The sequence below is a fragment of the Variovorax sp. V35 genome, from assembly GCF_041154465.1.
In the GTDB taxonomy this organism is placed as follows: domain Bacteria; phylum Pseudomonadota; class Gammaproteobacteria; order Burkholderiales; family Burkholderiaceae_C; genus Variovorax; species Variovorax boronicumulans.
Genome location: NZ_AP028666.1, coordinates 2,648,050 through 2,671,869, shown reverse-complemented (window position 1 = coordinate 2,671,869; position 23,820 = coordinate 2,648,050). Strand labels below are relative to the sequence as shown.

22 protein-coding genes and 1 tRNA gene are annotated in these 23,820 nt (G+C 68.1%); 7 read left to right on the top strand and 16 right to left on the bottom strand.

Going from position 1 to position 23,820, the window contains the following annotated elements; genetic code table 11:
* Window positions 1–152: 152 nt before the first annotated feature.
* Both ACAM42_RS12305 and ACAM42_RS12300 read left to right on the top strand, forming a co-directional pair.
* Window positions 153–401, top strand: coding sequence for a GlsB/YeaQ/YmgE family stress response membrane protein (locus tag ACAM42_RS12305; RefSeq protein ID WP_062479046.1), 249 nt, complete (start codon window positions 153–155; stop codon window positions 399–401).
* A gap of 95 nt (window positions 402–496) precedes the next feature.
* A complete protein-coding gene (locus ACAM42_RS12300; protein ID WP_095744681.1) occupies window positions 497–829 on the top strand; it encodes a hypothetical protein in 333 nt (110 codons plus the stop codon).
* Between the two features lie 6 nt (window positions 830–835).
* Here the strand turns inward: ACAM42_RS12300 and ACAM42_RS12295 are convergent, their stop codons facing one another.
* From ACAM42_RS12295 to ACAM42_RS12270, 6 genes are all read right to left on the bottom strand, one after another.
* Complete coding sequence (locus ACAM42_RS12295; RefSeq protein ID WP_139706101.1) at window positions 836–1,510, bottom strand: histidine phosphatase family protein; 675 nt, start codon at window positions 1,508–1,510, stop codon at window positions 836–838.
* Between the two features lie 109 nt (window positions 1,511–1,619).
* A complete protein-coding gene (locus tag ACAM42_RS12290) occupies window positions 1,620–3,542 on the bottom strand; it encodes a SurA N-terminal domain-containing protein (protein ID WP_369632175.1) in 1,923 nt (640 codons plus the stop codon).
* A gap of 76 nt (window positions 3,543–3,618) precedes the next feature.
* A tRNA-Val gene (locus ACAM42_RS12285) sits at window positions 3,619–3,694 on the bottom strand.
* A 29-nt stretch (window positions 3,695–3,723) separates the two neighbouring features.
* Window positions 3,724–3,996, bottom strand: a complete 273-nt coding sequence (locus tag ACAM42_RS12280) for an HU family DNA-binding protein (RefSeq protein ID WP_007830705.1) — start codon at window positions 3,994–3,996, stop codon at window positions 3,724–3,726.
* 209 nt (window positions 3,997–4,205) lie between these two features.
* Window positions 4,206–5,291: a tartrate dehydrogenase gene (locus ACAM42_RS12275; protein WP_369632174.1), complete on the bottom strand. Its 1,086-nt coding sequence runs from the start codon at window positions 5,289–5,291 to the stop codon at window positions 4,206–4,208.
* Window positions 5,288–6,199 (bottom strand): alpha/beta fold hydrolase, encoded by a 912-nt coding sequence (locus ACAM42_RS12270; protein ID WP_369632173.1) that lies wholly within the window; start codon window positions 6,197–6,199, stop codon window positions 5,288–5,290. The genes ACAM42_RS12275 and ACAM42_RS12270 overlap by 4 nt, the downstream gene beginning before the upstream one ends.
* Before the next feature lie 70 nt (window positions 6,200–6,269).
* Here ACAM42_RS12270 and ACAM42_RS12265 point away from each other — a divergent pair, with 70 nt between their 5' ends.
* Window positions 6,270–7,232 carry a LysR family transcriptional regulator gene (locus tag ACAM42_RS12265; protein ID WP_369632172.1) on the top strand — a complete coding sequence of 321 codons (963 nt, stop codon included), beginning with the start codon at window positions 6,270–6,272 and terminating at the stop codon, window positions 7,230–7,232.
* A 15-nt stretch (window positions 7,233–7,247) separates the two neighbouring features.
* Here the strand turns inward: ACAM42_RS12265 and ACAM42_RS12260 are convergent, their stop codons facing one another.
* The 3 genes from ACAM42_RS12260 to uvrC are packed head-to-tail and all read right to left on the bottom strand — an operon-like array spanning window position 7,248 to window position 10,729.
* Window positions 7,248–8,135 (bottom strand): DMT family transporter, encoded by an 888-nt coding sequence (locus ACAM42_RS12260; protein ID WP_062479066.1) that lies wholly within the window; start codon window positions 8,133–8,135, stop codon window positions 7,248–7,250.
* Entirely contained in the window at window positions 8,132–8,698 is a 567-nt protein-coding gene (gene pgsA / locus ACAM42_RS12255) for a CDP-diacylglycerol--glycerol-3-phosphate 3-phosphatidyltransferase (RefSeq protein ID WP_062479069.1), read from the bottom strand. The genes ACAM42_RS12260 and pgsA overlap by 4 nt, the downstream gene beginning before the upstream one ends.
* A 57-nt stretch (window positions 8,699–8,755) precedes the next feature.
* Entirely contained in the window at window positions 8,756–10,729 is a 1,974-nt protein-coding gene (gene uvrC, locus ACAM42_RS12250; protein WP_369632171.1) for an excinuclease ABC subunit UvrC, read from the bottom strand.
* A gap of 151 nt (window positions 10,730–10,880) precedes the next feature.
* Between uvrC and ggt the strand changes: the two genes are divergently transcribed.
* Window positions 10,881–12,932: a gamma-glutamyltransferase gene (ggt, locus tag ACAM42_RS12245; protein WP_369632170.1), complete on the top strand. Its 2,052-nt coding sequence runs from the start codon at window positions 10,881–10,883 to the stop codon at window positions 12,930–12,932.
* Between the two features lie 61 nt (window positions 12,933–12,993).
* Here the strand turns inward: ggt and ACAM42_RS12240 are convergent, their stop codons facing one another.
* Window positions 12,994–14,484 (bottom strand): M20/M25/M40 family metallo-hydrolase, encoded by a 1,491-nt coding sequence (locus tag ACAM42_RS12240; RefSeq protein WP_369632169.1) that lies wholly within the window; start codon window positions 14,482–14,484, stop codon window positions 12,994–12,996.
* A 103-nt stretch (window positions 14,485–14,587) separates the two neighbouring features.
* Between ACAM42_RS12240 and earP the strand changes: the two genes are divergently transcribed.
* The 3 genes from earP to ACAM42_RS12225 all read left to right on the top strand — a co-directional run bounded on the left by earP (window position 14,588) and on the right by ACAM42_RS12225 (window position 17,373).
* Window positions 14,588–15,679, top strand: coding sequence for an elongation factor P maturation arginine rhamnosyltransferase EarP (gene earP, locus ACAM42_RS12235; protein WP_369632168.1), 1,092 nt, complete (start codon window positions 14,588–14,590; stop codon window positions 15,677–15,679).
* Window positions 15,680–15,832: 153 nt separating this feature from the next.
* Complete coding sequence (efp, locus tag ACAM42_RS12230; protein WP_062479082.1) at window positions 15,833–16,387, top strand: elongation factor P; 555 nt, start codon at window positions 15,833–15,835, stop codon at window positions 16,385–16,387.
* 122 nt (window positions 16,388–16,509) lie between these two features.
* The gene (locus ACAM42_RS12225) at window positions 16,510–17,373 is read left to right on the top strand and encodes a TIGR00730 family Rossman fold protein (RefSeq protein ID WP_070059745.1); all 864 of its coding nucleotides are present in this window, start codon (window positions 16,510–16,512) and stop codon (window positions 17,371–17,373) included.
* A gap of 9 nt (window positions 17,374–17,382) precedes the next feature.
* On the opposite strand, the gene ACAM42_RS12220 is transcribed toward ACAM42_RS12225, so the two are convergent.
* The 6 genes from ACAM42_RS12220 to ACAM42_RS12195 form a co-directional block, all read right to left on the bottom strand.
* Window positions 17,383–18,033 (bottom strand): TetR/AcrR family transcriptional regulator, encoded by a 651-nt coding sequence (locus tag ACAM42_RS12220; protein ID WP_354347215.1) that lies wholly within the window; start codon window positions 18,031–18,033, stop codon window positions 17,383–17,385.
* A gap of 2 nt (window positions 18,034–18,035) precedes the next feature.
* Complete coding sequence (locus tag ACAM42_RS12215) at window positions 18,036–18,494, bottom strand: hypothetical protein (RefSeq protein WP_095950973.1); 459 nt, start codon at window positions 18,492–18,494, stop codon at window positions 18,036–18,038.
* A gap of 82 nt (window positions 18,495–18,576) precedes the next feature.
* Entirely contained in the window at window positions 18,577–20,115 is a 1,539-nt protein-coding gene (locus ACAM42_RS12210; RefSeq protein WP_369632167.1) for an MFS transporter, read from the bottom strand.
* A 109-nt stretch (window positions 20,116–20,224) separates the two neighbouring features.
* Entirely contained in the window at window positions 20,225–21,388 is a 1,164-nt protein-coding gene (locus tag ACAM42_RS12205) for an MFS transporter (RefSeq protein ID WP_369632166.1), read from the bottom strand.
* Complete coding sequence (locus ACAM42_RS12200; RefSeq protein WP_369632760.1) at window positions 21,385–22,755, bottom strand: DNA recombination protein RmuC; 1,371 nt, start codon at window positions 22,753–22,755, stop codon at window positions 21,385–21,387. Before ACAM42_RS12200 ends, ACAM42_RS12205 begins: the two co-directional genes overlap by 4 nt.
* 42 nt (window positions 22,756–22,797) lie before the next feature.
* The gene (locus tag ACAM42_RS12195) at window positions 22,798–23,790 is read right to left on the bottom strand and encodes a 2-hydroxyacid dehydrogenase (protein WP_369632165.1); all 993 of its coding nucleotides are present in this window, start codon (window positions 23,788–23,790) and stop codon (window positions 22,798–22,800) included.
* Between the last annotated feature and the right edge of the window lie 30 nt (window positions 23,791–23,820).

Below are 23,820 nucleotides of genomic sequence, written 5' to 3'. Positions count from 1 at the left end.
ACACATGCGCCCTGCCCCATGGGCATAACTTCGCAGTCGCCCATTCGATGTGCCTGGCCGACGCTGAGCCGCGAATGGCTCCGCTATCATGAATGCGAGCGGCCCGACCGGGCCCGGCTTTCGCCACTTCACTTCATCAAAGGAACTTCTTCATGAGCATCGTCTGGACTATCCTGATCGGGTTCGTCGTGGGTCTCGTGGCGCGGGCCGTCAAGCCGGGCAACGATTCCGCCGGCTTCATCGTGACCACGCTGATCGGCATTGCAGGTTCGCTGGGCGTGACCTACCTCGGCCAGGCGATGGGCTGGTACACCGCCGGCCAGGGCGCTGGCTTCATCGCCTCCGTGCTGGGCGCGATCGTGCTGCTGATTCTCTACGGCCTCATCAAGCGCAAGAGCTGATGCCCCTGACGCCGTGCCGCGCAACGCGGCCGGCGGTTCTTCCGGCTGCCTGGGCCCCACACTTCTTCAGCCAGCCTCGCGAGGCCTTCCCCTCGATGCCCCGCAAACCACGCGCCCGTCACCACGTCTATGTGGTCGAACTCGACGACCGCGTCTGGAACAACGGCCGCTTCCGGCGCGCCAACCCCGACTACCAGCTCGGCAAGCCCTTCGTCTATGTCGGCATGACCGGCCTGGACCCCGACATCCGTTTCGACAAGCACAAGGCCGGCATCCAGGCCAACCGCTTCGTGCAGGAGTTCGGCCTGCGACTGCTGCCCGCGCTCTACGAACGCTACAACCCGATGCCGTATGACGATGCGCGGCTGATGGAGGTCGACCTGGGCATCGCCCTGCGCCGCGCCGGTTACGGCGTCTGGCAGGCCTGACGCGGTTCAGGAGTAGGTGACCCAGTCCGCATACGCCGGGCCGTCGAGGTGCGGCAAGGTGTTGTAGGTCACGAGCATGTGCCGCTTCGGCGTGAAGGCGAACTCGGTCACCGAGCTGTTGCGGATGCGCAGGTTGAGTTCGATGGTCGTCTCGGCGCTCGTGCCCAGCACGTGGCCGACCGCGGTGCTGATCGGCCCGCCACTCGACACCACCAGCACCTTCGCGCCGTGGTGCCGCTCGCGCACATGGTCGAGCGCCGTGGTCACGCCGGCCAGGAAGTCGACGTAGCTCGGCATGCCGACCGGCGCCGTGCGCCCCTGCATCCACGCGCCGAGCCCATCGCGCAGCAGACGGAAATGATGGCGGTACATCTCGGGTGAATCGGGCTTCTCGAGCTTGCCCTGGTGCACCGTGGCAATGACGGCCTCGCTGTCGTATTCGTTGAGCCCCGGCCAGGGCAGCACGTCGTCGCGCGACAGCCCGAGCCCCTGCGCGATGCCCTCCCAGGTCTGCTTGTGGCGCTTCAGCGTACCGGTGATGACGGCATCGAAACGCATGCCGCGCTCGCGCCAGTATTCGCCCAAGCGCACGGACTGCCGGTGTCCGAGCTCGCTCAGGTTGTCATAGTCGGCAGCACCGAAGCTGGCCTGCCCGTGGCGCACGAGGTAAAGGGTTCCCATGCGCCGGATTCTGGCAAGAAGCGCGACACGCGCTTGTCCCTCGTGCGACCAAAAAAAAGCCCGGGTCGTCGGACCCGGGCCTGGTGCGAGCAGCAGCTGCTCGTCTATGTCAGCGAGCCGCCGCAGCGGTCGGCAGCGTGTCGGCCGGCTTCGGCACGAGGATCTCCACCTTGAAGCGTTGCTTCAGCAGCTCGTAGTAGGCAGCGGCTTCGGCGGCAGTCACCGACTGGGCGATCTGCATGCTTTCCTGCTGCGCCTGTTCGGCCGTCGGCGGCGTGCGCGGCACGACCTTGGTCACGCGAACCACGGCGTAGCCTTGCGTGCCAAGGTCCACGCCAAGCAGCGCGGGCAGCTTGGCGCCGTCGGCACGCAGTGCGGCGTCAATCACCGGTGCGGGCTGCGACTGCGCGTCGATGCGCGACACCGTGACCGGCGCGCCGAAGGTGGCGCCGTCGGCCTTCACCTTCCAGGCGGCGAGCTTGGCTTCGCCCTCGGCCTTGGCCAGTGCTGCTGCGCGCTCAGTGATGAGCTGTGCGCGGATCTTGTCCTTCACCTCGGCCAGCGGAATCGGATGCGCGGCCGTGTACTGCGTCACGCGGCCCGATGCGAGCTGGTTCGGACCGACTTCGATGGCTTCGGTGTTCTGCTTGCGGTCCAGCGAGTCGGAGGCATACAGCGCCTGCAGGAAGTTGCGGCTAGCGAGCGGGCCGGTGGTGGCGCCCGGTGCGGGTGTGCGCGGCACGTTGGTGGCGGTCTGGATCGTGAGCTTGAGCTTCTCGGCGGCCGGCTTGAGGCTTTCGGGTTGCTGATAGACGGTGTCCGTGAAAATTTCCGCAGCCTTCGCGAATTCCTGTGTGGCCTGTTGGGCGCGCACGTCGTTCTCGATGGTCGCGCGCACCTTCTCGAAAGGCGGCACCACGGCCGGCTTGATGTCGGTCAGCTGGATGATGTGATAGCCGAACTCGGTCTCGACGAGGTCGCTGATGTCGCCCTTCTTGAGCGCGAACATCGCATCTTCGAAAGGCTTGACCATCGCGCCGCGCGTGACGAAGTCAAGGTCGCCGCCCTTCTCGGCCGAGCCGGGGTCCTGCGAGTTCTTGCGTGCCACGTCGGCGAAGGTGTTCGGCGCCTTCTTCACGTCGGCCAGCAGCTGCTCGGCCTTGGCCTTCGCCTTTGCGCGGTCGCCGCTGGACATGCTGGCCGGCGCCGTGATCAGGATGTGGCTCGCACGGCGTTCTTCCTTGGTGCCGAAGCGCGCGGTGTTCTGCTCGTAGTAGGTCTTGAGGTCGGCTTCGTTCGCGACGATGTTCTTCTTCGCGGCTTCGAGGTCGAGCACGAGGTACTCGATGCTGGCCTGCTCCGGCGCCTGGAACTGCGACGTGTGGTCCTTGTAGTAGGTCTCGATGTCGGCATCGCTGACCGTGACCTTCGAGGCGAAGCTCTCGGGCGCGAAGCGCGCGACCTGGATTTCACGGCGGTCGTAGAAGGCATTCACCGTGGCCGCGGTCAGTGCCGCCGGTGCGAAGCTCGTGCCCGTCACGCCCAGCAGCACCTGCTGCGAGGCCATGTCGGCGCGCACCGACGCTTCGTACTGCTCGGGCGTGCGGCCGGTGGCGCGCAGGAAGGCTTCGCGGTCGAACTTGCCGTCGGCCGTGCGGAACGCAGCCAGGCCGGCGTCCTGCGCGAACATGCGCGTAAGGCGGTCTTCGGACACCGACATGTTGGTCTTGACCGCCGCAGCCGCCAGCACGCGATCGCGCACCATGCGTTCCAGCGTGGCGTAGCGCAGCGCGTCGGAGTCGAGCAGCGTCGGATCGACGTTGGGCGACTGCTGGCGGATGCGGTCGGTCTCGACGCGGTGCTGCTGGTCCCACTCGGGCTTGGTGATGTCATGGCCCTGGATGCGGGCCACCTTCTCGTCGCCGCCCATGCCCTGGTAGCGCTCGACACCAAAGAAGACGAACGAGGGAATGATCAGCAAGAACAAGAAAATCATCACGACTTTGTTGTACTTGCGGAAGGTATCAAACATGCTTGAACACTCTTTTTCGACGGGCGCCGGACGGCAATAAAAAAGGCGAACCGGTGTTCGCCTTTGCATCGGGTGGTGGTGGGTGCTGAGGGGCTCGAACCCCCGACCTACGCCTTGTAAGGGCGCCGCTCTACCAACTGAGCTAAGCACCCCACCTGGAATACTCTCCGAGTCTACAGCCTCAGTTCAGCGCGTCTTTGAGCGCCTTGCCGGGACGGAACTTCGGGATCTTGGCTGCCTTGATTTTAATCGCGTCGCCGGTGCGGGGATTCCGGCCGGTGCGGGCTGCGCGTTTGCCGACTGCGAAAGTGCCGAAACCGACGAGCGACACGGAACCGCCCTTCTTGAGCGTGGTACGAATGGCGCCAATGGTGGATTCGAGCGCACGGGTCGCTGCGGCTTTGGAAATATCGGCGTTCTTTGCGATGTGCTCAATCAGTTCGGTCTTGTTCACAAGGGCCCCTTGTCGAAAAAAAGTTGGTCGGCTTTCGTCAGCTGCGACCTGGCCGCGACGGGAGCGACTCAAGAACATGGCAGGCCTGACGCCTCGGCAGCGCACTGCCAGCGAGGATTACAACCACTGGTCTGCGGGGTGTCAATAAGACACAACGCACTGCAGCCCAGCGGAGCGCGCGATTTTAGGGGCGTTTCGCGACGTACTTTTCAAAGGGCCTCGGCAATTGCCTTTCCGAGGTCGGCGGTGCCCGCCCGGCCGCCGATGTCCGGCGTGCGCGGTGCGCCGCTTTGGGGCGCGAGCACCTTCTCGATGGTCGCCAGGATCGCGTCGTGCGCGTCCTTGTGGCCGAGAAACTCCAGCATCATCGCGCCGCACCAGATCTGCCCGATCGGGTTGGCGATGCCCTGCCCGGCGATGTCCGGCGCCGAGCCGTGCACCGGCTCGAACAGCGAGGGCGTGGTGCGCTCGGGGTTGAGGTTGGCGCTGGGCGCGATGCCGATGGTGCCGGTGCAGGCCGGGCCCAGGTCGGACAGGATGTCGCCGAACAGGTTGCTCGCCACCACCACGTCGAAGAAGTCGGGTCGCTGCACGAAGTGCGCCGTGAGGATGTCGATGTGGAACTTGTCCAGCGTGATGCCCGGGTAGCCCTTGGCCATTTCCACCACGCGTTCGTCCCAGTACGGCATGGTGATCGAGATGCCGTTCGACTTGGTGGCGCTCGTCAGGTGCTTCTTCGGCCGCGACTGCGCGAGCTCGAACGCGAACTTCAGCACGCGGTCGACGCCCACGCGCGACATCACGGTTTCCTGCACCACGATCTCGCGCGGCGTGCCCTGGTACATGCGCCCGCCGATGCTCGAGTATTCGCCCTCGGTGTTCTCGCGCACGATGTACATGTCGATCTCGCCAGGCGCGCGCGGCGTGCCGTCGCGGCGCACCACGGGCGCGACGATGCCGGGCATCAGGCGCGCGGGACGCAGGTTGATGTACTGGTCGAACTCGCGGCGGAACATGAGCAGCGAACCCCACAGCGACACGTGGTCGGGAATCTTCTCGGGCCAGCCGACCGCACCGAAGAAGATGGCGTCGTGGCCGCCGATCTGGTCCTTCCAGTTGTCGGGCAGCATCTGGCCGTGCTTCTCGTAATAGTCCCAGCTCGAGAAGTCGAAGTGGTCGAACTTCAGGTCGATGCCGAATTTGCGCGCCGCCGCATCGAGCACGCGCAGCCCCTCGGGCATGACTTCCTTGCCGATGCCGTCGCCGGCGATGACTGCGATTCTGTGGATGCTCATGAAGTGGCTCCTGGGTGTTCGGGGGAAACGAAAAAATTCAGCGCCTCGGCCAGCAAGGCATCGGGGGCTTCTTCGGGGATGTAGTGGCCGCAGGGCAAGGCGCGGCCCGACACGTCGTCGGCCCGTTCGCGCCACAGCGAAAGCACATCGAACGCGCGCCCCACCGCCCCATGTTCGCCCCACAGCACGCGCACCGGCTGCGCGAGGCGGCGGCCGGCGGCGATGTCGGCGCGGTCGTGCACGAGGTCGATGGTGGCGGAGGCGCGGTAGTCCTCGCAGATGGATTCGGCCGTGCCCGGGATGGCGATGCAGCGTTCGTACTCGGCCAGCACCTCGGGCGCGAACGGCGCGAGCCCCGCATGCCGCCCGCCCATCACGCTGCGCACGTAGCGCACCGGGTCGGAGGCAATCAGCGCCTCGGGCAGCGGCGGCGGCTGGATCAGGAAGAACCAGTGCCAATAAGCCTTGGCAAACGCTTCGGAGGTGTGTTCGTACATGGCCAGCGTCGGCGCGATGTCGAGCAGCAGCATGCGCTCGACTGCGTCGGGATGGTCGGCTGCGAGCCGGTGCGCCACACGCGCGCCGCGATCGTGCGCGAGCACGGCGAAGCGTTCGAAGCCATGGTGATGCATGGCGGCCAGCGCGTCGAGCGCCATCTCCCGCTTGCTGTAGACCGCGTGTTCGGCATCGGCCGCCGGGCGGCCCGAGTCACCGTAGCCGCGCAGGTCCACGGCGATCACCGTGAAGCGCTCGGCCAGCGCGGGGGCCACGCGGTGCCAGATCGCATGTGTCTGCGGATGGCCGTGCAACAGCAGCAAGGGGGCGCCCTGCCCGCCGATGCGACCGTGGATGCGCACGCCATCGCGGGCGATGTCGAAGCGGGGAAAGTCGAGGAAGGAAGCCGTCACGCCGCGATTGTGCGTTGCACCCCGGCGGCCATCAAGCAACAATCAGCCAATTCATACTTTCCACTTTGGCATGAATCCCCACGCGATGGAACGCGGCGATCTCGAACTGGTGCTGGCCATCCGCGACCAGGGCAGCCTGGCCGGCGCGGCCGCCACGCTCGACGTGGTGCCCTCGGTCATCACCAAGCGGCTCGGCGCGCTGGAGGCCCGGCTCGGGCAGCGGCTGTTCGACCGCACGACGCGGCGGCTCAGCGTCACGGCCGAAGGCGAGGCCGTGTGCCTGCATGCGCGCACGCTGCTCGAAGGCTTCGCGGCGCTCGAAAGCGAACTCGGCGAGCGGCAGAACGCGCTGATCGGCACGGTCCGCCTCGCGGCCACCTTCGGCTTTGGCCGGCACTGGCTCGGCCCGGCACTCGCGGACTTCCAGGCGCAGCACCCCGGCCTGCAGGTCGAGCTGCTGCTGACCGAGCAACTGCCCGACCTCGGCGCCGAAAGCTACGACGGTGCGGTCTGGCTGTGGGCGGTGCAGCAGCACCGCGCCGCCGACTGGACCACGCGCCGCATCGCGCGCAACCAGCGCGTGCTGGCCGCCTCGCCCGACTACCTGGCGCGCCGCGGCACGCCGGCCGCGGTGGAAGCGCTGGCCACGCACGACTGCCTGATCGCGCGCGAGAACGGCGACGCCGCCCAATCGCGCCAGTTCGCGCTCTGGACGCTGCGCCACGCGCGCGACGGCAGCACGGCGCGCGTGCGGGTGCAAGGTCCGCTCACGAGCAATTCAGGTGAGATGGTGCGCGACTGGTGCCTCGCGGGCCACGGTGTCATGCTGCGCAGCCTCTGGGACATCGCACCGCAGCTCGCAAGCGGCGAGCTGGTGCGCGTGCTGCCGCAGTACGGCATGCCCGACGCCGACATCCACTGGGTCGCGCCGTGGCGGCCGAAGACGCCGCGCCGCGTGCGCCTGCTGGTCGATCACCTCATCGAGCAGTTCCGTTCGGAGCCCTGGAAGCCGGCCAAGCCGGGCGGGCGCTGAAAGAAGAAAGCGCCGTCAGCGCTCCGCGCGCACCACGAGGCTCACGCCGACGGCCGTCAGCCCGATGCCCAGCACCGTGGTCCAGGTGATCGGTTCGGCGAACAGCAGCCAAGCCATCAGCGCCGTGCACGGCGGCACGAGGTACAGCAGGCTGGTGACGGCGGTGGCCGTGCCGCGCTGGATCAACATATAGAGCAGCGAGCTGCCGCCCAGCGACAGCGCCAGCACCGACCAGGCCATGGCGCCGATCGAATGCGTGTTCCATTCGATGGCCTGCGCCTCGAGCGCGGCGAAAGGCAGGGTCACGAGCAGCGCGGCGGCCATCTGCACCGCGCTGGCGCTGCGCACGTCGCAGGGCGCCACGAAGCGCTTCTGGTACAGCGTGCCCGCCGTGATCGACAGCAGCGCCATCACGGCCAGCCCCATCGTCAGCGCGTTGACCTCGGTGCCCTGCCCCAGCTTGCGCGACACCACCAAGACCAGCCCGGCGAAACCCAGGGCCAGCCCAGTCCACTGCCGTCCCGAAATGCGCCCACCGTTGAAAGAAAGCCAGACCGCCGTGAGCACCGGCTGGATGCCGACCAGCAGCGCCACCAGCCCCGCGCCCATGCCCGCATGCACGGCCGCCCAGACGCCGCCCAGGTAGCCGGCCTGCATCAGCACGCCCGTGACCGCCAGGTGCCCCCATTGCGCGCGCTTTGCCGGCCACGCCACGCGTGCGAGCATGACCCACACGCCGAAGCAGGCGAGCGACAGCGCATAGCGCACGGCGAGGAACTTGAGGGGCGGCGCGTAGGGCATGCCATAGCGCGCAACGATGAAACCCGTGCTCCAGATCAGCACGAAGACCGCCGGCATCGCCCGCAGCCAGCCTGCGTTGCGGACCGAGACGGCCGCGGTCATTTGGAGTGGGCCCGGATCTCGGGAATGGCCTTTTGCAGGTAATAGACCATCGACCAGACGGTGAGCACCGCCGAGATCCAGATCAGCCACTGGCCCCACAGGCCGGTGTCGATCACCTTGAAGAGGTGCCCGTCATAGAGCAGGAAGGGAATCGCGACCATCTGCACGGTCGTCTTGACCTTGCCGATCATGTGGACCGCCACGCTCTTGCCGGCGCCGATGCGCGCCATCCATTCGCGCAGTGCCGAGATGGCGATCTCGCGGCCGATGATGATGAGCGCCACGAACACGTCGGCCCGCTGCAGATGCACCAGCACCAGCAACGCGGCGCAGACGAGAAACTTGTCGGCCACCGGATCGAGGAAGGCGCCGAAGGAAGAGGTCTGGTTGAGCTTGCGCGCCAGGTAGCCGTCGAGCCAGTCGGTGGCGGCGAACACGATGAACATGACCGTGGCGATCAGGTTGCGCGTCGGTTCGCTGATCGGCAGGTAGAAAACGCCGACGATCAACGGAATCGCGACGATGCGCGTCCAGGTCATGATGGTCGGTAGGGTCCAGAACATGCGGGCGATTGTGTCATGCACGCGTGAAGCGCCGGAAGGACGGGGGCAATCCCGGCTTCAACGCAGCGCGCGATAGATTTCCTCGGCCAGTTCGGTGGCAATGCCCTCGACCGAGGCGAGGTCTTCGACGCTCGCCGCCGCCACGCCGCGGATGCCGCCGAAACGCTGCAGCAGGCGCGCCCGGCGCTTCGGGCCGATGCCCGGAATGTCTTCGAGCTGGCTGCCGCCCACGCGCACCTTGGCGCGCTTGGCCCGCATGCCGGTGATGGCGAAGCGGTGCGCCTCGTCGCGGATCTGGGCCACGAGCATCAGGGCGGCCGAATCCTTGCCGAGGTAGACCTTCTCGCGGCCGTCGGCAAACACCAGTTCTTCAAGCCCGACCTTGCGGCCTTCGCCCTTCTCGACGCCAACGATCAGCGACAGCGGCAGGCCCAGTTCGCTGAACACCTCGCGCGCCATCGACACCTGACCCTTGCCGCCGTCGACCAACACCAGGTCGGGCATGCGCGCGGCCGGCGTCCTGGGCGGCGGCGCCTCGACGCCTTCGGCCCCTTCGCTTTCCGCGTCGCCCGGGGCCAGGGCCTCGGTCTCGGCCGCCATCGCCTCGGCCAGCTTGCCGTAGCGGCGGTGCAGCACCTGACGCATGGCGGCGTAGTCGTCGCCGGGCGTGATGCCGTCGATGTTGTAGCGGCGGTACTCGCGGTTCTGCATCGTGTGGTGCGCGAACACCACGCACGAGGCCTGCGTGGCCTCGCCCGCCGTGTGCGAGATGTCGAAGCATTCGACGCGGAAGTGGTCCAGGTCGTCCGACGCCAGCTCGAGCGCGTCGGCCAGCGCGCGGGTGCGCGCCTGCTGCGAGCCCTCTTCGGCCAGCAACCGCGCCAACTGCAGGCCGGCATTCGTCTCGGCCATTTCGAGCCAGTGGCGGCGTTGTTCGTGCGGCTGGAACACGGCCGTCACGCGCGCGCCGGCCTGCTGCGAAATCGCCTCGATGAGCGCCCGGCTCACCTGCCGGCCCAGCACCAGCGTGGCGGGCACCGGCACGTCGATGTAGTGCTGGGCGATGAAGGCTTCGAGCACCTGCACCTCGATCGGGTCGGCGACCACCGGGTCGACGCCCTCGTCGGCGTCGAGCTCGCCGTGGTGAATCTGCGCCGCGTCGTCCACGTGCACCGGAAAGTACGCGCGGTCGCCCAGGTGGCGCCCGCCGCGCACCATGGCAAGGTTGACGCAGGCCTTGCCGCCCTGCACCTTGACCGCGAGGATGTCCACGTCCTTGTCGGACACCACCTCGATCGACTGCTGGTGCAGCACGCGCGAGATCGCCGACATCTGGTTGCGCAGCTCGGCCGCCTGCTCGAACTCGAGCTTCTCGGCGTGCGCCGTCATGCGCTGTTCGAGCGTGGAGAGCACGCCCTGCGTGTCGCCGAGCAGGAAGGCCTCGGCGCTGGCCACGTCCTGCGCGTAGGCCTCGGGCGAAATGAGGCCCACGCAGGGGCCGCTGCAGCGCTTGATCTGGTACAGCAGGCAGGGCCGCGTGCGGTTGGCGTACACCGTGTCCTCGCAGGTGCGCAGGCGGAACACCTTCTGCAGCAGCTGGATCGATTCCTTCACCGCCCAGGCGCTCGGGTACGGACCGAAGTAGCGGTGCTTCTTGTCGACCGCGCCGCGGTAGTAGGCCAGCCGCGGAAACCCGTGCGAGGCGATCTTCAGGTAGGGATAGCTCTTGTCGTCGCGAAACAGGATGTTGTAGCGCGGCTTGAGCGTCTTGATCAGGTTGTTCTCAAGCAGCAGCGCCTCGGCCTCGGAGCGCACCACGGTGGTCTCCATGCGCACGATCTTCGAGATCATGTGGCCGATGCGGGTGCCCCCGTGGCTCTTCTGGAAGTAGTTGGCGACCCGCTTCTTCAGGTTGCGCGCCTTGCCCACATACAGCACGGCGCCGGCCGCGTCGAAATAGCGGTAGACACCCGGCAACTGCGGCAGGGCCGCGACTTCGCTGAGCAATTGATCGGAATGCACGTCGGACATGGCGGCTATTGTGGCGCGCGGCGTGAGGGCCGGCTGGGCCCGACGCAAAGGCGACACGGACAGGAACGGAATGTGCTCAAGATCGCAGCGGGCGCCGGGGGGGGCCCATTGTCTTTTTTGGCATTCAAATTAACAGCAAAGGGAAATATTCATGAAGAAGAACTCCGTGCGCGCATGGTGGGCGTTGACGCCCCTCGCGCTTTCTCTGGCCGTGACCGGCTGCGGCGGCAACAGCAACAACAACGCGCAGAACAACGCCGCACTGGTCGCGGCCATCGCCGCGATCAACGCGGCCAACCAGCCCACGCCCACGGCCCCGCCCGCCGCCGACAACGGCTGCCAGATTCCGAGCAGCGGCACCTCCGTGGTCGTCGGCTCGGGCGACCCGGGCGATCCGGCCGCGCCGGAACCGGCGTCGGGCTATGTGCCCGGCCACAAACTGGTGTATGCCAAGAACTACATGGTGGTCGCGAACCACCCGCTGGCCACGCGCGCCGGCTGCGACGTGCTGAAAGCCGGCGGCAGCGCGGTCGATGCGGCGGTGGCGGTGCAGGCCGTGCTCGGCCTGGTCGAGCCGCAATCGAGCGGGCTCGGTGGCGGCGCCTTCATGCTCCATTACGACGCGGCGACGAAGAAGGTGCAGGCGTACGACGGGCGCGAGACCGCACCCGCAGCGGCGACCGAGAACTACCTGCGCTATGTGGACGATGCCACCGACACCAGCGCGCCCGTGCCCAGCGCCCGCTGGAGCGGCCGTTCCATCGGTACGCCCGGTGCCGTACGCATGCTCGACATCGCTTATCAAGACCACGGCAAACTGCCCTGGAAAGACCTGTTCGGCTACGGCATCACGCTCGCGTCCGACGGCTTCCTGATCGGCGGACGCATGGCGACCGCCATCGCGGGCTCCGCGACACACCTGAAGCGCGACGCCGACGCCACGGCCTACTTCTTCAACGCCGACGGCACGCCGAAGGCGCTGGGCACCAAGCTCACGAACCCGGCCTACGCCAAGACGCTGAACGCCATCGCCACGCAAGGCGCCAACGTCTTCTACGCGGGCGACATCGCCAAGGGCATCGTCGACAAGATCGGCGTCACCACCGCGGCCAACGACGGCTCGGCCATCACGCCCGGCAAGACCACGCTGGCCGACCTGGCCAGCTACAAAGCCAAGCGCCGCGACCCGGTCTGCGGCACCTACCGCGATTACTACGTGTGCGGCATGTCGCCGCCGTCCTCGGGCGGCATTGCGGTGATGCAGACGCTCGGCATCCTTGAGACCTTCAATCTCGGCCTGCATAAGCCGACCGCCATCGACCTCGAAGGCGGCAAGCCGAGCGTGATGGGCGTGCACCTGGTGAGCGAGGCCGAGCGCCTGGCCTACGCCGACCGCGAAAAGTACGTGGCCGACACCGACTTCGTCCCGCTGCCGTACGGCTCGATCGATTCCCTGATCAATAAGCCCTACCTGCAGGGCCGTGCCAGCCTCATCAGTCTGGCGAAGAGCATGGGCACCGCCCAGCCCGGCGATCTTGGCGACGTTCCGCTCGGCATCGACAAGACCGAAGAGCACGGCACCACGCATTTCACCATCGTCGACAAGCAGGGCAACGTGGTCGTGATGACTACCACGGTGGAAGGCGGCATGGGGTCGGCCCACATGACGCAGGGCTTCCTGCTGAACAATCAGCTGACCGATTTCTCGGACGAACCGTACGGCAGGCCCACGCAGACCTACAAGGTTGCCAACCGCGTCGCCCCAGGCAAGCGTCCGCGCAGCTCGATGGCGCCAACGCTGGTGTTCAAAAAGAACTCCGACGGCAGCATGGGCGAGTTCGTGATGGGCACCGGCTCGCCCGGCGGCAGCAACATCATCCAGTACGTGGTGAAGACGCTGGTCGGCGCGCTCGACTGGGGGCTGGATGCGCAACAAGCCACGTCGCTGGTCGACTTCGGGGCGCCCAACTCCGTGACCACCAACGTCGGCGGCGAGCACCCGAATGTCGACGAGACCAACTCGGGCCTCAACGACCCGCTGGTCGCCGGATTGGTCGGGCTGGGTCACAAGGTGTCGGTGACACCGCAGTCCAGCGGCGTGAGCACCATCATCCGCACGAACGTCGGCGGCAAGCCCGCGCTGACCGGCGGCGCAGACCCGCGCCGCGAAGGCATCGTGCTGGGCGACACCTTCACACCCTGAACGACAAGGGGGCTGGCGCCGCCTTCGCCACGCCAGCCCCCCTGCCTGATCACCTGTTGATTTACTTCGCGACTTCCGACACCAGCCGGTACAGGAACTCGCGCCCGTCGTACAGGCGCTGGATCTCGATGCGCTCGTCCAGCCCGTGCGCGCGCGCATCGGCCGGCTCCAGGAACATGCCGGTCACGCCGTACATCGGGATGCCGGCGTTGCGCAGGAAGCGGCTGTCGGTGGCGCCGGTGCTCATGGCGGGCACCACGGGCACGCCGGGCCACATCTGCTGCGTGAGCGTCTCGACCGTCTTCACGAGGTCGCCGTTGAGCGGCGAGGCCGGGCTGCGCAGCGGCTTGCCCATGTTGCGCACCACGATCTTGTCGTTGCCCACGGCCTGGGTCAGCAAGCGCTCGACCTCCTCGGGATCGTCGTGCGGCAGGATGCGGCAGTTGACCGTGGCCTTGGCCGATTGCGGCAGCGCGTTCTCGGCATGGCCGGCCTGCACCATCGTCGCCACGCAGGTGGTGCGCAGCTGCGCGTTGTAGGCCGGGTTGGCCGTCATGCGCTCGAGCACGCCGGCGTCGGGGTTGCCGCTGCCGATGGCGCGCATGTCGTCGGCCAGCTGGCCGGTGGCGAAGGGGGCGCTGCGCGCGAAGTAGGTCTTGGTGACGTCCGCGAGCTTGATCGGGAAGGCGTAGTTGCCCAGGCGCTCCAGGCCGGCCGAGAGCGCGTAGATCGGGTTGGTCTTGGTGGGCACCGAGCTGTGGCCGCCCACGTCGCGCGCCTCCAACATGTAGGTGGTGTACATCTTCTCGGCCACCTGCATGCGGTGCAGGTTCGGCTTGCCGCCGCGCAGCTCGCCGCCGCCGCCCTCGTTGATGCCGAACTCGGCCTGCAGCAGCTCGGGCTTGTTGTTGATGAGCCAGAAGGCACCGTTGCTCAGCGCGTCGCCGCGCTCCTCGTCGGCGGTGAGCGCCAGGATGATGTCGCGCTTGGGCTTGAAGCCTTCCTGCTTGAGCTGCCCCAGCACGGAGACCAGCGCCGCGGCCATGGCCTTGTCGTCGATGGCGCCGCGCGCCGTGAAGTAGCCGCCGGTTTCCTGCAGCTTGAAGGGGTCGGTCTTCCAGTCTTCGCGGCGGGCCTCGACCACGTCGATGTGGGCCAGCAGCAGCAGCGGCTTCTTGCTGCCGTCGCCCTTGAAGCGCAGCACGAGGTTCCCCTTCTTCGGGAAGGGCTCGAAGATCTGGATGTCGCCGGGCGCGAAGCCCGCGTCGACCAGCCGTTTTTCCATGGCCCGCGCCGCGACCGTGTTGTCGCCCACCGAGTGCGTGGTGTTGATCTCGATCAGTTCCTTGTAGATCTCGCGAAAGCGCTGCTGCTGCGCGGTGAGCGGCGCGGTCTGGGTCTGGGTCTGGGTCTGGGTCTGGGTCTGGGTCTGGGTCTGGGCCTGGGCGCCGGCGATGCCGGCCAGGGCCAGCGAGAGCGCGAGCACGCCGCGTTTGGCGCTGCTCAAGGGCGAAGAAGAAAACGACGAACGGCGACGGGTCTGCATCCTCATGGTCTGGCTCTCTCCGATGGTTGTTGTGGCGAGGGCAGCATAGCAAGCGGGCCGCGTTTTCGCCCGCGCCTGAGCGACCGCGAAGACAGGCACACTCGCGGCCATGGGCACGCGCATGCAATGGGACATCTTCTGCAAAGTCATCGACAACCACGGCGACCTGGGCGTCTGCTGGCGCCTGGCCTGCCAGCTGGCGGCGGCGGGCGAGCGCGCGCGGCTGTGGGTCGACGACCCGACGGCGCTGAACTGGATGGCGCCGGCCGGCTGCGACGGCGTGCAGGTGATCGACTGGTCCGACGCCGAAGCCGTGCGCCGCGCTGTCGCCGACCCGGCGCCCGAGGTGCTGGTCGAGGCCTTCGGTTGCGACCCGGAGCCCGAGCTCGTCGCGCGTTTCGCGCAAGCCCCGGACCACGCGCAGGCCTGGATCAACCTCGAGTACCTGTCGGCCGAGCCCTATGTCGAGAAACTCCACCGGCTGCCCTCGCCCGTGTTCAAGGGTCCGGGCGCCGGGCTGACGAAACGTTTCTTCTACCCGGGCTTCACGCCCGCGACCGGGGGCCTGCTGCGCGAGCCCGACCTGATGGCGCGCCAGGCGCGCTTCGACCGGGCGCGCTGGCTGCAGGCGCAGCAGATTCCCTGGCAGGAAGGCGAGCGCCTGGTGTCGCTCTTCTGTTATGAGCCGCCCGCGCTGGCTGCCCTGCTCGCCCAACTGGCCGCCGACCCGGTGCCCACGCGGCTGCTGGTCACTGCAGGCCGGGCCGCGCGCGCCGTGCAGGCGAGCCTTGATGCGCTCGATCGACCGATGGGCGCACAAAGTTCGCTATCAATTTCATATCTCCCCTACCTCAGCCAGGCGGATTTCGACCACCTGCTGTGGGCCTGCGACCTCAATTTCGTGCGCGGCGAAGACTCGCTGGTGCGCGCCCTCTGGGCCGGCGCGCCGCTGGTCTGGCAGATCTACCCGCAGGACGACGACGCGCACCACGTCAAGCTCAACGCCTGGCTCGACTGGCTCGGCGCCCCGCCCGAGCTGCGGCTTTTTCACCACGCCTGGAACGGCTTCGGCGACGCGCCCCTGCCCGCGCCCGGCCCGCTGGACGCCTGGCGCGAAACCGCCCGTGCGGCGCGCGGCAGGCTGCTCGCGCAGGACGATCTGCTGGCCCAGTTGCGGCAGCTGGTCGCCGGAAAAAGCTAAAATAGCGGGCTTTGCGGAATTCAGCCCTGGCCGCCACGGTCGGGGAGGCCTTTCGCCAAACCTGCCGCGGGACATGTACGGCGGGGCCAGATACGACGGCATGCAGCGCCGAGGGCCCCGCGCACCGAGCGGCCAACATCCAGAGAACCTGATATGAAAATCGCTCAAGAAATCCGCGCCGGCAACGTCATCATGCACGGCAAGGACCCGATGGTCGTCCTCAAGACCGAATACAGCCGCGGCGGCCGCAACAGCGCCACCGTGCGCATGAAGATGAAGAGCCTGATCGCCAACTTCAACACCGAAGTGGTCTTCAAGGCCGACGACAAGATCGACCAGATCGTGCTGGACAAGAAGGAGTGCACCTACTCCTACTTCGCCGACCCGATGTACGTCTGCATGGACGCCGAGTACAACCAGTACGAAGTCGAAGCCGAGAACATGGGCGACGCCCTGAACTACCTCGAAGACGGCATGGCCGTCGAAGTGGTGTTCTACGACGGCAAGGCCATCTCGGTCGAACTGCCGACCAGCGTCGAGCGCGAAATCACCTGGACCGAGCCGGCCGTCAAGGGCGACACCTCGGGCAAGGTCATGAAGCCCGCCAAGATCGCCACCGGCTTCGAAGTCGGCGTGCCGCTGTTCGTGTCGCAAGGCGACAAGATCGAAATCGACACCCGCACCGGCGAATACCGCAAGCGCGTCTGAGCGCGTCTGCACCCGGCTGACCACCACCACGACGAAGGCTCCGCAAGGAGCCTTTTTCGTTGGCGGGCACGCGGGTTGCATCGGCGCACAATGCCAAGCCAATTCCGTTCGACGACCGTTTCATGAACAACACGCACAACATTCACGACAAGCGCCTGGCCGATGCCTGGGCCACGCTGCAGTCCCATTCCGACCGGGGCCTGCCCCTCGATCCCGATCCCTCGCGCCTGGCCTTCGCCGACCCCGAGTTCCTGCTGCGCCGCGAAACGCGCGGCATCCGCATGCAGCTCGAGCTGATGAAGCCCGACCTGGAGCAGCGCGCCCACGGCATCGAGAACACGGTGGTGGTCTTCGGCAGCGCGCGTTTCCGCAGCGAAGACGAAGCCGCCGCGCTGGTCGCGCAGGCCGAGGCGGCCGGCGACACGGCCCTGGCCGAGCGCTGGCGCCGCCTCTCGCGCAACTCGCACTACTACGAGAAGGCGCGCACCTTCGGCAAGCTGGTCGCACAGTACAGCGAGAAGAAGGAACCGCAGGACAAGCTCTTCGTGTGCACCGGCGGCGGCCCCGGCATCATGCAGGCGGCCAACCGCGGCGCGCACGAAGCCGGCGGCCTCTCGGTCGGCCTGGCCATCGCGCTGCCGATGGAAGAAGAAGCCAACCCCTACGTCACGCCGGCACTGAGCTTCAAGTTCCACTACTTCGCGATCCGCAAGATGCATTTCATGATGCGTGCGAAAGCGCTGGTGGCGTTCCCGGGCGGCTTCGGCACGCTCGACGAGCTGTTCGAGGTGATCACGCTGGTGCAGACCAAGAAGTCGAAGCCGGTGCCGATCGTGCTCTTCGGCTCGGACTACTGGAAGAAGCTGATCGACTTCGACTTCCTGGTCGACGAAGGCGTGATCTCGCCCGGCGACGTGAAGCTCTTCGAATACGTCGACGCGCCCGAAGACGCATGGGACGCCATCAAGCGTTTCTACAAACTCTGACCGCCCCGGTCAGGCGTCGTCGCTGTCGTCGGGCCGCAGGGCCTGCTCGAAGAAGCGCGTGAGCGCGCGGGCGCGGCGGCGGCGGTCGGCCACGGGGTTCGCGTGCGGCCCCATGGCCACGGCATCGTCGGCCACGCCGTGCAGCGCGTTGAAGAGGATCACGGCCGTCAGCGTCGCGTCCTCGACCTCCCACACGCCCGCGGCGTCGCCCTGCTTCAGCAGGGTGACCAGCTGCGTGATGACGACGTTGTCGTTGCGCATGCGCCGGTCCTCGGGCCGGTACTCGTGGAACACCACGTCGTGCAACGCAACGTTGTCCAGGTAGGTCTCCAGCCCCGCTTCCACCCAGGCCTTGAGCCGCGCGCGGTACTTGCCCGGCGCGTGTCGGTCCATCGCCTCCTGCAGGCGGGCGCAGAAGGTGTCGACGAAGCGCTGCTGCAGCGCGCCGAGCAGCGCCTCCTTCGACGGAAAGTACAGATAGAAGGTGCCCTTGGCCACCTGCGCGCCGGCCGCGATGTCGTCGATGCTGGTGGCGGGGATGCCCTTGGCGATGAACAGCTGCTCGGCGGCGTCCATCAGCGCGACGGCGCGGGTCTGCGGCGCCTTGGTGCGGCGGCGCGCGGCGGTGGCGGGGGCGTCGTCGGGGCTGCTGCTTGTCATGGTCAAGAACCGGCCATGGCACCGGCGCGTGCCGTGTCGATGGCGGCGTGCACCGCCGCGGCATCCAGACGCAGGCCGCGCGGGGCCAGCACGCGCTCGCGCAGCCAGGCCAGGGCCTCGTCGGTGCGGGCGAAGGTGCTGGCGGGAATGCCGAAGAGTTTTTCGACGTTCATCTTGCTGATCTTCTCGAACTGGTCGGCGGGCACCACGCTCGCCATGCCCATCATATGGCGGCGGATGTCGGCGCCGCGCGCCTGCAGCCACTGCTTCGCACTCTGGGCGCTGCCCTCGGGATGCACCAGCGCGTCGGCGTCCGCGAACACGCGCAGCGAGACAAAGGGCTCGCCGCGGTCGAGCCAGCGGTTCCAGTCCTCGGTGAAGGCCTGCAGGCTTTCCAGCGTCTGCAGGCCTGCGGACACGCTGATGACCAGCGGCCATTGACTGAGTTCGTGACGGATCATGAACGACTCCTTGCAGACAGCCGGAAGGCGCCGGGCACTGCGGCGCAGGAAGGGAATGCGGACAGCGGGCATGGCGAACAGCTCAGGCGCGCGTGGGGGCTGCGAGCGCGGCGGCCCGCGGCCTGACGCGCAGCAGCAGCCCCGCCGCCACCAGGCCGGCCACGCCGGCGCAGGCCATCGCGGCGTGGAAGCCGCCCGCGAGCGCATCGCTCAGGAGCCGCTGCGCCATGCCGGCGTCGAGCGCGGCCAGCGCGCCGAGGTCGTGGCGAGACACCGCCGCCACGGCCGCCTGCGGTGCATCGGGCACGCCGGCGCGCGCGAGCGACTCGGCCATCAGCGCGGTGGCGCGCGTGCGCATCAGCGTGCCGAGCAGCGCGATGCCGATCAGCATGCCGCCCTGGCGCAGCGCGTTCATGGTCGCCGAGGCCATGCCCGAGCGCTGCGCGGGCACCGAGGCCATCACCGCCGTGCTCGTGGCCGGCACGGCCAAGCCCGCGCCCGCACCCAATGCCACGAAGAGCAGCGCCAGCGGCAGGTAGGGCGTGTCGGCCGAGAAGAACGTCAGCAGCAACATCGCCACGCCGATCAGCCCGTAGCCCGCGACCATCAGCGTGTGCACCTCGAAGCGGCGCGCCAGCCGGCCGAACTGCGAGGCCACGAGGCCCGTCGCCACGAACTGCGGCACCAGCCGCCAACCAGTCTCGCTGGCCGACCAACCCTGCACCTGCTGCAGGAACAGCGAGAAGAAGAACAGGCTGGCGTAGGTCGAGAAGCCCAGCACGAACGAGGCGAAGTTGGTGACCGAAAAGCGCGCGTCGCGGAACAGCGCGAGCGGCAGCAGCGGCCGTTCCACGCGCGCCTCCACCGCCAGGAACAGCGCCAGCCCGACACCCGCCGCGACGAGCGCGACCGCCGCGTGGCGCGAGCCCCAGCCGTGTTCGCCCGCAGCGATCAGCCCGTAGGTCAGCGCGCCCAGCCAGAGCACGCTGAGCACCTGGCCCGCCGGGTCGAGCGCGGCATGCTCGGGGTGCGAGGACTCGCGCAGGCCCCACATCCCCAGCGCCACGGTCAGCACGCCGATCGGCAGGTTGATGAGGAAGATGCTCTGCCAGCCCGCGTGGTCCACCAGCAGCCCGCCGAGCATCGGCCCGAGGATCAACGACAGCGCCGTGAACGACGACCAGCCGCCGATCACCCGCGCGCGGCTGGCCGGCTCGGGGAAGGCGTGCGCCAGCAGCGACAGCGCACCCGGGATCATCAGCGCGCCGGCCACGCCCTGCACCGCGCGGCCCGCCAGCAGCATCGGTAGGCCCGACGCCATCGCACACATCGCCGAGCCCACGGTGAAGACCACCACGCCGGCCAGCCAGGCGCGCTTGCGGCCGTAGCGGTCGCCGATCGGGCCGGCTGACAGCATGAAGGCCGACAGGCACAGCGCGTAGATGTCGATCACCCACTGCAGCCCGGCCAGGTCGGTCGCGAGCGCGCGCTGCAGCGTGGGCAGCGCGACATTGACGATGCTGACGTCGAGCGTAGCGATGAAGCTGCCGAGGTAGACCGCCGCCACCAGGGCCAGGCGGCGGCGCGGGTCGGCAGCCGCCGACGGGGAATGGGAGTCCATGGACGCCTTCGGGTCAGGAAGAAAGAAGGCGTCGATACTGACTTCAAGTCAGTATTCTGTCAATCAAATGAGAATTACTGTTATTTGCAACGTGGGATTCAAACCGCCGTCACAGCTTCAATCCCCAGGTCGCCTTGGCGCCCAGCGCCAGCACACCGCCCACCACCCAGAACACGCCGGCAATGCCGATCAGCGCGCCGAGCGAGCCGAACAGCATCGGCATCGCGACGCTCGATGCGTTGATGGTCATCAGCCGCAGCCCCAGCGCCTCGCCGTGCCGGGCATGCGGCGTGATCTGGTGCAGCATGCTCATCACCATCGGTTGCACCGCGCCGAGTGCGAAGCCCAGCACCACGGAGCAGATGCCCATGGTCCACGGTGAATCCAGCAGCGGGTAGATGGCGAACACGGCCGCAGTGACGACGGTCGAGCTCAGGATCACGCTGCGCTCCGACGCACGCGACGCGATCAGCGGCAACACGATGCGGATGACTGCCGCGGCGATCGCGAAGGCGCCGAGGATGGAGCCGATCACCGAGGCGCTGATGCCCCGGTCGTGGCCCAGCACCGGCAGCACGAAGGCGTGCACGTCCCAGCTCGACGACTGCAGCCAGTTCACGAACAGCAGGCGGCGGAACATCGGCTCGCGCAGCAGGTCCCAGGCCCGCGTGGGCGCGGCGCCCGGCACCGGCGCCACCCGCGGCGGCTCGTGCGCGCCGCGCGCCAGCAGCCAGCACAGCAACGGCAAAAAGGCCATCACGGCGAAGCAGATGCGAAAGCCCAGCAGGTCGGCCGGCGCGCGACCGGCGTGATCGATCAGCATCCCGGCCAGGAAGGGCCCGACGAAATTCGCCGCCGCCGGCGCGATGGCCAGCCAGCTGAACACGCGCTTGAGCTGCGTCGGGTCGGTGGCCGAGCGGCCCACGTGCCGCTGCAGCGCGATGACGGTCGCGCCGGTGGCGCCGCCGGTCAGCAACGCGGCGATGCACATGACGGGGAACACCGGAAAAATCAGCGCCAGCCCCGCCCCGCCCGAGGCCGCGATCACCGACAGCCACAGCGGACGCTTGAGCCCGTGCCGGTCGGCGAAGCGCCCGGCCGGCAATGCAAGAAACACCTGGGTCAGCGCGAACAGCGCGATCAGCAGGCCGACGGCCGCTGCGCTGTAGCCTTGCTGCAGCGCCAGCAGCGGTGTGGCGAGCCGCATGCCCGCCATCGTGGCGTGCAAACAGACCTGCGCCACGATGACGCGCAGCAGTTCAGAACCTTTCACGGGGTGTCGTCGGCCTCGCTGTCAGTATCGGCCGTGGGCGGCAGCAGCGCCTGCGATTGCGCCTCGGGCAAGGCCTCGACCTTGCGCAGCGCCAGCCGCATCTGCTTGGCGCGCGTGTCGGCCTTGTCGATGGTGTCGGAGGCCTTGGCCACCTGCTCCTTGATGCGCGCCACCCATTCGCCGTAGCGCTCGAACTCGGTCTTGACCGCGCCCAGCACCTTCCAGACCTCGGAGGCCTGGCGCTCCAGCGCCAGCGTGCGAAAGCCCATGTGCAGGCTGTTGAGCATGGCGAGCAAGGTGGTCGGGCCGGCCAGCGTCACACGGTGCTGGCGCTGGATCGCGTCCATCAGACCGGGGCGGCGCAGCACCTCGGCGTAGAGGCTTTCGACCGGCAGGAACAGGATCGCGAAGTCGGTGGTGTGCGGCGCCGCGAGGTAGTTCTCCGCGATCGACTTGGCCTCGACGCGGATGCGCGTTTCGAGCGCCTTGGCCGCGGCCTCGGCGCCGGCGGCATCGGCGCGCTCGTGGGCGTCGATGAGGCGTTCGTAGTCGTCGCGCGGAAACTTGGCGTCGATCGGCAGCCACACCGGCGCGCCGTCGTCGCCGCGCCCCGGAAAGCGGATCGCGAAGTCGACGCGCTGGCCGCTGCGCGGCTTGGTCTCGACCTGGCGCGCGTACTGCTCGGGCGTGAGCACCTGCTCGAGCAGCGCCTCGAGCTGCACCTCGCCGAACACGCCGCGCGTCTTCACGTTGGTCAGCACGCGCTGCAGGCTGCCGACGCCGACGGCCAGCGTCTGCATCTCGCCCAGGCCCTTGTGCACCTGCTCGAGCCGGTCGGCCACCTGCTTGAAGCTTTCGCCCAGGCGCGCCTCGAGCGTGCTCTGCAGCTTCTCGTCGACGGTCTTGCGCATCTCGTCGAGTTTGGCGGTGTTGCTCTGCTGCAGCTGGGCGAGCTGGGTTTCCATGGTCGTGCGCACCTCGGAAAGGCGGCGCGCGTTCGATTCGCTCAGGCCCTGCAGCTGGGTGTTCAGCGTGTCAGCCAGGGTCTTCTGCAGCGACGCGAGCTGCAGCGCGAAGGCGTCGAGCTGCGCGTTCTGCGTGCGCGTGGCTTCGGCGCCCTGCTGCACCAGCGACTGCTGGAAAGTGGCGAAGGCCTGCGCGGTTTCCTGGCGTGCGCCGCGCGAGCCCTCACCGATCTCGTGGCGCAGCTCGCGCTCAGTGCGTTCGTTGGCGCGGCCCATGGCGGCGAGCACGCCCAGCATTTCGCTGTGATCAGGTGGGGGTGGCCGGCGGGCCAGCAGCCAGATGACCAGCACCAGCTGCACCACGGCGAGTGCGGCCAGTGCGAGAAGAATCAGATCCGTCAGTTCCAAGGTGGGGGCGTGTCGCGCTCGCGGTCAGGTTTCAGGTTACTTCGTGGCCGCCGGCACCGGCGTGACAGGGGTCAAGGGCCCCTTGCCGGTGCCCCAGGCGATGAGGTTGTCGGCCGCCAGGTCGGCCATGGCGCGGCGCGTGGGCACGGTGGCGCTGGCGATGTGTGGCGTGAGCACCACGTTGGGCACGGTGAGCAGGTCGGGGTGGACCTTGGGCTCACCCTCGAACACGTCGAGGCCGGCGGCGGCGATGCGCTTCTCGCGCAGCGCCACGGCCAGCGCCGCGTCGTCGACGATGCCGCCGCGCGCGATGTTGACCAGCGTGGCGGTCGGCTTCATGAGCGCGATCTCGGCCGCGCCGATGGTGTGGTGCGAGGCCGGCGAGTACGGCACGACCAGCACGACGTGGTCGGCGGTCTTGAGCAGCTCTTCCTTGCCGACGTAGCGGGCCTTGCATTCGGCTTCGAGCGCGGCATCGAGGCGCGAGCGGTTGTGATAGATCACGTTCATGCCGAAGCCGTGCGCGCCGCGCCTGGCAATGCCCTGCCCGATACGGCCCATGCCGATGATGCCCAGCGTCGAGCCGTGGATGTCGGAGCCGGCGAACATGTCGTAGCTCCACTTTTCCCACTTGCCCGCGCGCAGGAAGTGTTCGCTCTCGGTGATGCGGCGCGCGGTGGCCATGAGCAGCGCGAAGCCGAAGTCGGCCGTGGTTTCGGTCAGCACGTCGGGCGCATTGGTGCCCAGCACGCCGCGTGCGGCCATGGCGTCGACGTCGAAGTTGTTGTAGCCCACGGCCATGTTGGCGCAGATCTTCAGCTCGGGGCAGGCGTCGAGCACCGCGGCGTCGATGCGCTCGCTGCCGGTGGTGAAGGCGCCCTGCTTGCCCTGCAGTTTCGCGATCAGCTGGTCCTTGCTCCAGGTCTCGTCGGCCTGGTTCGACTCGACCTCGAAATGCTGCGCGAGACGCGCGAGGGTCTCGGGGAACACCGCGCGCGCGACCAGGATCTTGGGCTTGCTGCTGCTCATGGAACGTGTCTCTTTCTTTGAAGGGCTGGA

Coding starts and splice junctions, on each gene's coding strand:
- earP (WP_369632168.1), top strand. CDS start 14,588: ATGGGCACGCGCATGCAATGGGACATCTTCTGCAAAGTCATCGACAAC.
- pgsA (WP_062479069.1), bottom strand. CDS start 8,698: ATGTTCTGGACCCTACCGACCATCATGACCTGGACGCGCATCGTCGCG.
- ACAM42_RS12290 (WP_369632175.1), bottom strand. CDS start 3,542: ATGTTTGATACCTTCCGCAAGTACAACAAAGTCGTGATGATTTTCTTG.
- ACAM42_RS12240 (WP_369632169.1), bottom strand. CDS start 14,484: ATGAGGATGCAGACCCGTCGCCGTTCGTCGTTTTCTTCTTCGCCCTTG.
- ACAM42_RS12220 (WP_354347215.1), bottom strand. CDS start 18,033: ATGACAAGCAGCAGCCCCGACGACGCCCCCGCCACCGCCGCGCGCCGC.
- ACAM42_RS12210 (WP_369632167.1), bottom strand. CDS start 20,115: ATGGACTCCCATTCCCCGTCGGCGGCTGCCGACCCGCGCCGCCGCCTG.
- ACAM42_RS12275 (WP_369632174.1), bottom strand. CDS start 5,291: ATGAGCATCCACAGAATCGCAGTCATCGCCGGCGACGGCATCGGCAAG.
- ACAM42_RS12225 (WP_070059745.1), top strand. CDS start 16,510: ATGAACAACACGCACAACATTCACGACAAGCGCCTGGCCGATGCCTGG.
- uvrC (WP_369632171.1), bottom strand. CDS start 10,729: ATGTCCGACGTGCATTCCGATCAATTGCTCAGCGAAGTCGCGGCCCTG.
- ACAM42_RS12195 (WP_369632165.1), bottom strand. CDS start 23,790: ATGAGCAGCAGCAAGCCCAAGATCCTGGTCGCGCGCGCGGTGTTCCCC.
- ACAM42_RS12265 (WP_369632172.1), top strand. CDS start 6,270: ATGAATCCCCACGCGATGGAACGCGGCGATCTCGAACTGGTGCTGGCC.
- ACAM42_RS12300 (WP_095744681.1), top strand. CDS start 497: ATGCCCCGCAAACCACGCGCCCGTCACCACGTCTATGTGGTCGAACTC.
- ACAM42_RS12305 (WP_062479046.1), top strand. CDS start 153: ATGAGCATCGTCTGGACTATCCTGATCGGGTTCGTCGTGGGTCTCGTG.
- ACAM42_RS12215 (WP_095950973.1), bottom strand. CDS start 18,494: ATGATCCGTCACGAACTCAGTCAATGGCCGCTGGTCATCAGCGTGTCC.
- ggt (WP_369632170.1), top strand. CDS start 10,881: ATGAAGAAGAACTCCGTGCGCGCATGGTGGGCGTTGACGCCCCTCGCG.
- ACAM42_RS12295 (WP_139706101.1), bottom strand. CDS start 1,510: ATGGGAACCCTTTACCTCGTGCGCCACGGGCAGGCCAGCTTCGGTGCT.
- efp (WP_062479082.1), top strand. CDS start 15,833: ATGAAAATCGCTCAAGAAATCCGCGCCGGCAACGTCATCATGCACGGC.
- ACAM42_RS12260 (WP_062479066.1), bottom strand. CDS start 8,135: ATGACCGCGGCCGTCTCGGTCCGCAACGCAGGCTGGCTGCGGGCGATG.